The 6,814-nt window shown below is 65.4% G+C and carries 8 protein-coding genes and 1 tRNA gene; 6 read left to right on the plus strand and 3 right to left on the minus strand.

Annotated elements, in window-relative coordinates; translation table 11 throughout:
* Positions 1-147: 147 nt before the first annotated feature.
* Positions 148-306 (plus strand): hypothetical protein, encoded by a 159-nt coding sequence (locus tag Q0Q36_RS24660; protein ID WP_293802474.1) that lies wholly within the window; start codon positions 148-150, stop codon positions 304-306.
* Between the two features lie 9 nt (positions 307-315).
* Entirely contained in the window at positions 316-528 is a 213-nt protein-coding gene (locus Q0Q36_RS24665) for a hypothetical protein (RefSeq protein ID WP_293802476.1), read from the plus strand.
* 137 nt (positions 529-665) lie between these two features.
* Here Q0Q36_RS24665 and Q0Q36_RS24670 read toward each other — a convergent pair.
* Positions 666-740: transfer RNA gene (locus Q0Q36_RS24670), tRNA-Gly, on the minus strand.
* Positions 741-973: 233 nt separating this feature from the next.
* On the opposite strand from Q0Q36_RS24670, the gene Q0Q36_RS24675 reads away from it, so the two are divergent.
* The 4 genes from Q0Q36_RS24675 to Q0Q36_RS24690 all read left to right on the plus strand — a co-directional run bounded on the left by Q0Q36_RS24675 (position 974) and on the right by Q0Q36_RS24690 (position 4,567).
* Positions 974-1,498 carry a prolyl-tRNA synthetase associated domain-containing protein gene (locus Q0Q36_RS24675; RefSeq protein WP_293802478.1) on the plus strand — a complete coding sequence of 175 codons (525 nt, stop codon included), beginning with the start codon at positions 974-976 and terminating at the stop codon, positions 1,496-1,498.
* A gap of 81 nt (positions 1,499-1,579) precedes the next feature.
* Positions 1,580-2,479, plus strand: a complete 900-nt coding sequence (gene trxA, locus Q0Q36_RS24680) for a thioredoxin (RefSeq protein ID WP_293802480.1) — start codon at positions 1,580-1,582, stop codon at positions 2,477-2,479.
* Positions 2,480-2,501: 22 nt separating this feature from the next.
* A complete protein-coding gene (locus Q0Q36_RS24685; RefSeq protein WP_293802482.1) occupies positions 2,502-3,173 on the plus strand; it encodes an LON peptidase substrate-binding domain-containing protein in 672 nt (223 codons plus the stop codon).
* A complete protein-coding gene (locus Q0Q36_RS24690) occupies positions 3,170-4,567 on the plus strand; it encodes an MFS transporter (protein WP_293802484.1) in 1,398 nt (465 codons plus the stop codon). The genes Q0Q36_RS24685 and Q0Q36_RS24690 overlap by 4 nt, the downstream gene beginning before the upstream one ends.
* Before the next feature lie 379 nt (positions 4,568-4,946).
* Here Q0Q36_RS24690 and Q0Q36_RS24695 read toward each other — a convergent pair whose 3' ends face one another.
* Positions 4,947-6,380: a homospermidine synthase gene (locus tag Q0Q36_RS24695; protein ID WP_293802486.1), complete on the minus strand. Its 1,434-nt coding sequence runs from the start codon at positions 6,378-6,380 to the stop codon at positions 4,947-4,949.
* Positions 6,381-6,533: 153 nt separating this feature from the next.
* On the minus strand, positions 6,534-6,814 hold a 281-nt coding region (locus tag Q0Q36_RS24700), incomplete at its 5' end, for a GNAT family N-acetyltransferase (protein ID WP_293802488.1).

The raw sequence follows: 6,814 nt of genomic DNA on the forward strand, positions 1-6,814 counted from the left end.
AAATCCTCCCTTCCCGAAAACCCCTAAACTGTCTCAAGAGCGCTGACGGCAGACAAACCGCAGATGCCCGGTCAGCATTCGAGACCGCTGCCCGATCGAGTGGAATGCTTCTCTAGTCCGGTCGCCAATCGAAGCGAGGCGAGGTTCATGACGATCGATACGGAAGAGCAGTACCAGGATGCCATCGCGCGATTGAAGGCCCTTGCCGGCGTACCGGACGATCAATGGGACGAAGCTGAATTCTTAGATCTCTCGGCTGCCATGGTGGCCTACGAGGCGAGTGTTGCCACGCCAGCGGAAGGATAGGAGGCGCACATGTTCTCATTCCTGTCGCCACGCCGCGCAACCGATGCGGACCCCAAGAGGGCAATCGTACGGTGCGTCGACGACTATGAGAGAGCCACTCAGCGCGTGATGGAGCTTGGTAATCCTCCGGCAGGTTCACCAGAGGAATTTGAGCTAATCGGACTCATCGAGGCGATCGAGAAGTGGGAAGCTCGCCATGATGATGTGGACGCCTGGGAGTAAGCTAGGGGCTGAAAAACCTCAGTCGTCAGACGCTAATTTTTCCAGCGGTGGACCCCATGTGGACCCCAAGAACGCAAAAGGCCCCAGCTACTCATATGAGCCTGGAGCCTAAGCGATTCATTTCGTTAAAGATTGTCTGGAGCGGGCGAAGGGATTCGAACCCTCGACCCCAACCTTGGCAAGGTTGTGCTCTACCCCTGAGCTACACCCGCATCCGAGACAGTCGCGCCGTGTTGGCGGCGCGGCCGGGTTATTGCCCCAAAGCGCCGCGAAGCGCAAGCACCCCAGTGAAAGTTTTTTTGCCGCCTTCCACAAAAGCGCGAATTCGCCGGCTCCTTCTTGCTGCCAGCGACCGGCGAGGATAGGCATCTTCCGGCCTGTTCCAGTCGCTCCGGCAGGCGTTTCAATGCCGATTCGAACCATACCCCTTGCCGATCGCTTCGCCATGACCGCGCCCGTCACGCCCGACCAGCTCTGTGATTATCTCACCGAGAATGGCATCGCCTTCCACCGCACCGACCATCCGGCGGTGTTCACCGTCGCCGAAACGGCGCCGCATCGCGACGAAATGGTCGGCCACCACACCAAGAACCTGTTCCTCAAGGACAAGAAGGGGCAGATCTTCCTGGTCTCCGCCGAGGCTCACGCGCGAATCGACCTGAAGCGCCTGCACGAGCGCATCGGCGGCAGCGGGCGGCTCTCTTTCGGCTCGGCCGAGCTCTTGCTGGAGAAGCTCGGCGTCACGCCGGGCTCCGTCACCGCCTTCGCCGTGATCAATGATCGCGCGGGTGACGTGACCATGGTGCTGGACGCCACGCTCGCAAACGGCGACGACGTCAATTTCCACCCCCTGATCAACACGGCGACGCTGCGCGTCAGCCGCGACGATCTCCTGGCCTTTTTCCGGAGTACGGGGCATGAGCCGCTGATCGTCGATTTGCCCGTCCCGCCCGATGGACAGAACGGCTGAAGCATCCCATCTATGGGGCAACTGCGCGGGCGGCCGTAAGGACATGCCTGTGCCTCCAGGATATCTCACGAAGGACGACCCATGCTGGTCAATGGCGAGGCGGCCGAAGCGAACGGCCTGATCAAGGACACCACGACCCAGGCCTTCCGCCAGGACGTCATCGCAGAATCGATGAAGCAGCCGGTGCTGATCGATTTCTGGGCGCCCTGGTGCGGCCCCTGCAAGCAGCTCACCCCCGTCATCGAGAAGGTGGTCAAGGCCGCCGGCGGCAAGGTCAAGCTCGTCAAGATGAATATCGACGAGCACCCGCAGATTCCCGGCCAGCTCGGCATCCAGTCGATTCCCGCCGTCATCGCCTTCAAGCAGGGCCAGCCGATCGACGGCTTCATGGGCGCCCAGCCCGAGGGGCAGATCAAGGCCTTCATCGAGCGCCTGGTCGGGCCGATGGGTCCGGGCGAGACCGCCGAGCTGATCGAAGCTGCCGCAGCCGCGGTCGCGGCCGGCGACCCCGCCGGTGCGAGCGAACTCTATGCCGGCGTGCTTGAGATCGAGCCCGACAATCTCGCGGCGATCGCGGGCTTGGCACGGCTGCATCTCGACAACGGCGATATCGAGGGCGCCAAGGGCATTCTCGGCATGGCCCCGCAGGACAAGGCTTCCGATCCGGCGATCACGGCCATCCGCGCCGCGATCGAGCTCGCCGAGCAGGCCGCCTCGCTCGGCGACACAGCCGAGCTGGAAGCCAAGGTCGCGGCCGATCCGAAAGATTATCAGGCCCGTTTCGATCTGGCGCTGGCGCTGAACGCCCGCGACAGGCGCGAGGAGGCGGTCGACCATCTCGTCGCCATCATCAAGGCCGATAGGACATGGAACGACGACGGCGCACGCAAGCAGCTTCTGCAGTTCTTCGAGGCCTGGGGCCCGATGGACGAGGCGAGCGTCGCCGGCCGCCGCAAGCTGTCGGCCCTGCTGTTCTCCTGACCGGCACAAGGACGAGGTGCGCATGGGCATGAACGCCGTCTACGAGGGAGCTCAGGATTGCCCGGAGGCAGTCCCGCTCTTTCCCTTGGGCGGCGCCCTGCTCCTGCCGCGGGGCCAGATGCCGCTCAACATCTTCGAGCCGCGCTATCTCGCGATGATCGATGACGTCCTCAAAGGCGATCGCGTCATCGGCATTATCCAGCCCGAGCCCGAAACCGGGCGCCAGCCCGAGATCCCGCCGCTGCTCAAGGTAGGCTGCCTCGGTCGCATCACCCAGTTCTCAGAGACTGGCGACGGCCGCTACATCGTCACGCTGACCGGCATCAGCCGCTTCCGCCTGCTCGACGAATTGGCGGTGACCACGCCGTATCGCCAGGGCCGAGTCGGCTATGACGCTTTCGCTGCCGATTTCGTCGCCCGCACCGGCGAGGATGAGGTCGACCGCAAGGGCCTGCTCAAGGCACTCCGCGACTTCGCCAAGGCCAACGATCTCAAGATCGACTGGAAGGGCGTCAACGAGGCGCCGAACGAGGCCCTGGTCAATGCGCTCTCGATGATGTGTCCGTTCGGGCCGCGCGAGAAGCAGGCTCTGCTGGAAGCGCCGACGCTGAAGGACCGGGCCGAAGTTCTGGTCGCCATCACAGAGATCGAGCTTGCCCGCGGCGGCGGTGACCCGGACACGACCCTGCAGTGACTCCCGCTACCCCGCCGATTGAAGCTCCGCCTGCCGTCTGGCCGCCTCGCCGCGCGGTCACCGCCTGGATTTTCTTCGACTGGGCGGCACAGCCCTTCTTCTCGCTGATCACGACCTTCGTCTTCGCGCCTTTCTTCGCCTCGGCGCTCGCCAGGGACGCGGCCGATGGCCAGGCGCTCTGGGGCTATGCCACCGGCCTCGCCGGCCTGTGCATCGCCCTGCTCTCGCCCCTGCTCGGCGGCATTGCCGACCGGACCGGGCCACGCAAACCCTGGATCGCAGCCTTCGGCGCGCTGCTGGTCATCGGCTCCGCCATGCTCTGGTTCGCGGTGCCGGGTGCGGCCTCGGCCGTGCCGATCGCGCTTGCCGGATTCGTCATCGCGACGATCGGCGCGGAATTCGCCACCACCTTCAACAATGCGATGATGACGCGGCTGGTGCCGCCGGAGCGGCTCGGCTGGCTTTCGGGCACCGGCTGGGCCGTCGGCTATATCGGCGGCCTCCTGTCGCTTTCGATCACGCTCGGCCTGCTCGCGGCCGATCCGCACACAGGCAAGACGCTCGCCGGAATCGCGCCGATCCTCGGACTCGATGCCGCCGCCCGCGAGGGTGACCGTTTCTCCGGCCCGCTCACCGCGCTCTGGTTTGTCGTCTTCGTCACGCCGATGTTCCTGCTCACGCCGGATTCGCGCAGGACGGGCCTGAGCTTCTCCGAAGCCGCACAGGGTGGCGTCGGGCGGCTGAAGGCGACGCTGGCCGAACTGCCGAGGCTGCCCGCGCTCGGCCGCTTCCTGCTCGCCAACATGATTTATCAGGACGCACTGGTCGCTCTCTTCGCTTTCGGTGGCATCTATGCGGCCGGCGTCTTCGGCTGGCAGACCATCGAGCTCGGCATCTTCGGCATCCTGCTCACCATCACCGGCACTTTCGGTGCCTGGGCCGGCGGCAAGCTCGACGACGCCATCGGCGGCAAGCCAGTGATCCTGGGTGCGATCGCCTGCCTGCTCTTCGCCTGCCTCGGCATTCTCTCGCTGAGCGCCGACCATATCCTCTTCGTGATTTCCGCCACCCCGCCCGTGCCGGGCGACGGGCTCTACGCCTCGGTGCCGGAGCGGGTCTATCTGGGCCTGGGTCTGCTGATCGGCCTCGTCGCCGGGCCGATGCAGGCGGCCTCGCGCAGCCTGATGGCGCGACTGGCGCCTCCGGGGCGTATCGGCGAGTTCTTCGGGCTGTTTGCTCTGTCGGGGAAGGTGACGTCCTTCCTGGGACCGACGCTGGTGGCGCTGGCGACGACGATCTTCGCGAGCCAGCGGGCGGGACTGGCCGTGCTGATCGTGTTCTTCTTGGCGGGGGCGACGCTGCTGGCCGGCGTGAAGATTCCCCGCAGGCCATAGAGTGTCGTGCATCATAGGGTGTCATCCCGCACGCGCCCTTCAAGCAAAAGGCGCCTTCTGCATCAGAGAGCGCCCTTATCGGAAGACGGTCCCGTGTCTGCGCAGCGGCATTCCATGCCGCAGCGCGCACGGGAAGACAGCGGTCAGCAAACAACGACATTCCGGACAGGAACGATGAAGGTCGCCCGCAAGCCATAGGGCGTCATCCCGTGCGCGCTGCAGCGTGCAACGCTGCTGCGCAGACACGGGGCCGCGCGACCAGAAGGCTCCATTCAAGCAAAAGGACGCCTCCCTGCACGAGAAGGCGCCCTTTTCTGAAAACGATCCCGCATCCACGCAGCAGAACTGACGTGCCGCAGCGCGTGCGGGATGACAGCCGTCACCGAACCAGGATGTTCCGGAACTGCCAGGGATCGCTGGTGTCGATATCCTCCGGGAACAGCCCCGGGCGGCCATCGAGCGGCGTCCAGTCGGTATAGTAGCCCTTCACCGGCCCGAGATAGGGCATCTGAATCCCCAGGCAGCGGTCGAGATCCATCTCCTCGACCTCGACGATGCCGGCCTTCGGATTCTCCAGCGCCCAGACCATGCCGGCGAGCACGGCCGAGGTAACCTGCAGGCCGGTCGCGGTCTGGTACGGAGCGAGCTTGCGCGCTTCCTCAGTCGAGAGCTGCGAGCCGAACCAGTAGGCGCCCTTGTCATGGCCGTAGAGCAGCACGCCGAGCTCGTCGATACCGTCGACGACCTCGTTCTCCTCAAGGATGTGGTGCTCCTCCTGCGGGCGGCCGCTGCCGAACATCTCGTGCAGCGAGAGCACCGCGTCGTTCGCAGGGTGATAGGCGTAATGGCAGGTCGGCCGGTAGATCGCCTTACCGGTCTCGTCGCGCACGGTGAAGTAGTCCGCGAGCGAGATCGACTCGTTATGCGTCACCAGGAAGCCGTATTGCGGGCCAGGCGTCGGGCACCAGCTGCGCACCTTGGTCTCGGCGCCAGCCTGCATCAGGTAGATCGCGGCCTGCGAGCCGGTCTCATGAGTGCGCGCGTTCTCCGGCATCCATTTCTCATGGGTGCCCCAGCCCAGCTCGGCCGGCTGCACGCCCTCGGAGATGAAGCCCTCGACCGACCAGGTGTTGACGAAGACGCCGGGCGGCTTGGGGTTCTTCGAACGCTGCGTGTCGCGCTCAGCGATATGGATGCCCTTGACGCCGACCTGCTTCATCAGCCCGGCCCATTCCTCGCGGGTCTTCGGCTGCGGCACGTTGAGGCGCATGTCGGCGGCGATGTTCAGGAGCGCCTTCTTGGCAAGCCAGGAGGCCATGCCGGGATTGGCGCCGCAGCAGGAGATGGCCGTCGTCGAGCCGGGCGCGCGGGCGCGCTTGGCGGCCAGCGTCATCTCGCGCAGCGCATAGTTCGAGCGCTCGCCCGGCCCCTTGCTCTCGTCGAAATAGAAGCCGAGCCACGGCTCGTTGACCGTGTCGATGTAGAGCGCGCCGAGGCTGGAGCAAAGCTCCATGATGTCCCGCGAGCCGGTATCGCAGGAGAGATTGACGCAGAAGCCCTGCCCGCCGCCTGCAGTCAGCAGCGGCTCCAGCATCGTCTTGTAGTTCTCGATGGTGACGGCTTCCTGGATGAAGCGGATGCCACGCTCGTCGAGCAGATGGCGATTGGAATCATCGGGAGCAATGACGACGAAGCGGCTCTTGTCGAACTTGAAGTGCCGTTCGAGCAGCGGCAGCGTACCGCGGCCGATCGAGCCGAAGCCGATCATCACGATCGGGCCGGTGATCTCGCCGTAGACGGGCCAATTCGTCATTCTCTGTAACTCCTGGGTTCTGGGGATAAAAACGGGTCGAAAGGGTCGTATGAGCGCAAAATCGCGCCGTCAATCGCGGGGGGCGCCTTCCACGCGGGTGAGCGCATGGAAAGCGCCGGGCGATGACGGCGCGATGACGATGGGTCGGAAGGGTCAGGCGGCCTGCGCCACCTCGTCCGCTTCGAAGGTTGCGGCGATGGCAGCGCCGCTGGCGACAAGCACGCCGCTTGCCCCGTCGAGCGCGCCATCGCGCAGCTCGATCGCGAGAAAACGCTCGCGCTCGACCGGGCCGGGCATGGCGAGCTCGCGGGTCAGCGCCGGATCGAAGCCGAACCGCGCGTAATAGGGCGCGTCGCCGACGAGGATGACCGCGCCGTGCCCGCGGCAGGCCGCGCGCCAGAGCGCCTCGCGCATCATCGCCTTGCCGAGCCCCT

Origin of the sequence: uncultured Allobosea sp., from assembly GCF_945957345.1 — a bacterium.
In the GTDB taxonomy this organism is placed as follows: domain Bacteria; phylum Pseudomonadota; class Alphaproteobacteria; order Rhizobiales; family Beijerinckiaceae; genus Allobosea.

Excerpts from the sequence above, each read along its gene's own strand:
- Q0Q36_RS24695 (WP_293802486.1), bottom strand. The coding sequence starts at position 6,380 with ATGACGAATTGGCCCGTCTACGGCGAGATCACCGGCCCGATCGTGATG.
- Q0Q36_RS24660 (WP_293802474.1), top strand. The coding sequence starts at position 148 with ATGACGATCGATACGGAAGAGCAGTACCAGGATGCCATCGCGCGATTG.
- Q0Q36_RS24675 (WP_293802478.1), top strand. The coding sequence starts at position 974 with ATGACCGCGCCCGTCACGCCCGACCAGCTCTGTGATTATCTCACCGAG.
- Q0Q36_RS24685 (WP_293802482.1), top strand. The coding sequence starts at position 2,502 with ATGGGCATGAACGCCGTCTACGAGGGAGCTCAGGATTGCCCGGAGGCA.
- trxA (WP_293802480.1), top strand. The coding sequence starts at position 1,580 with ATGCTGGTCAATGGCGAGGCGGCCGAAGCGAACGGCCTGATCAAGGAC.
- Q0Q36_RS24665 (WP_293802476.1), top strand. The coding sequence starts at position 316 with ATGTTCTCATTCCTGTCGCCACGCCGCGCAACCGATGCGGACCCCAAG.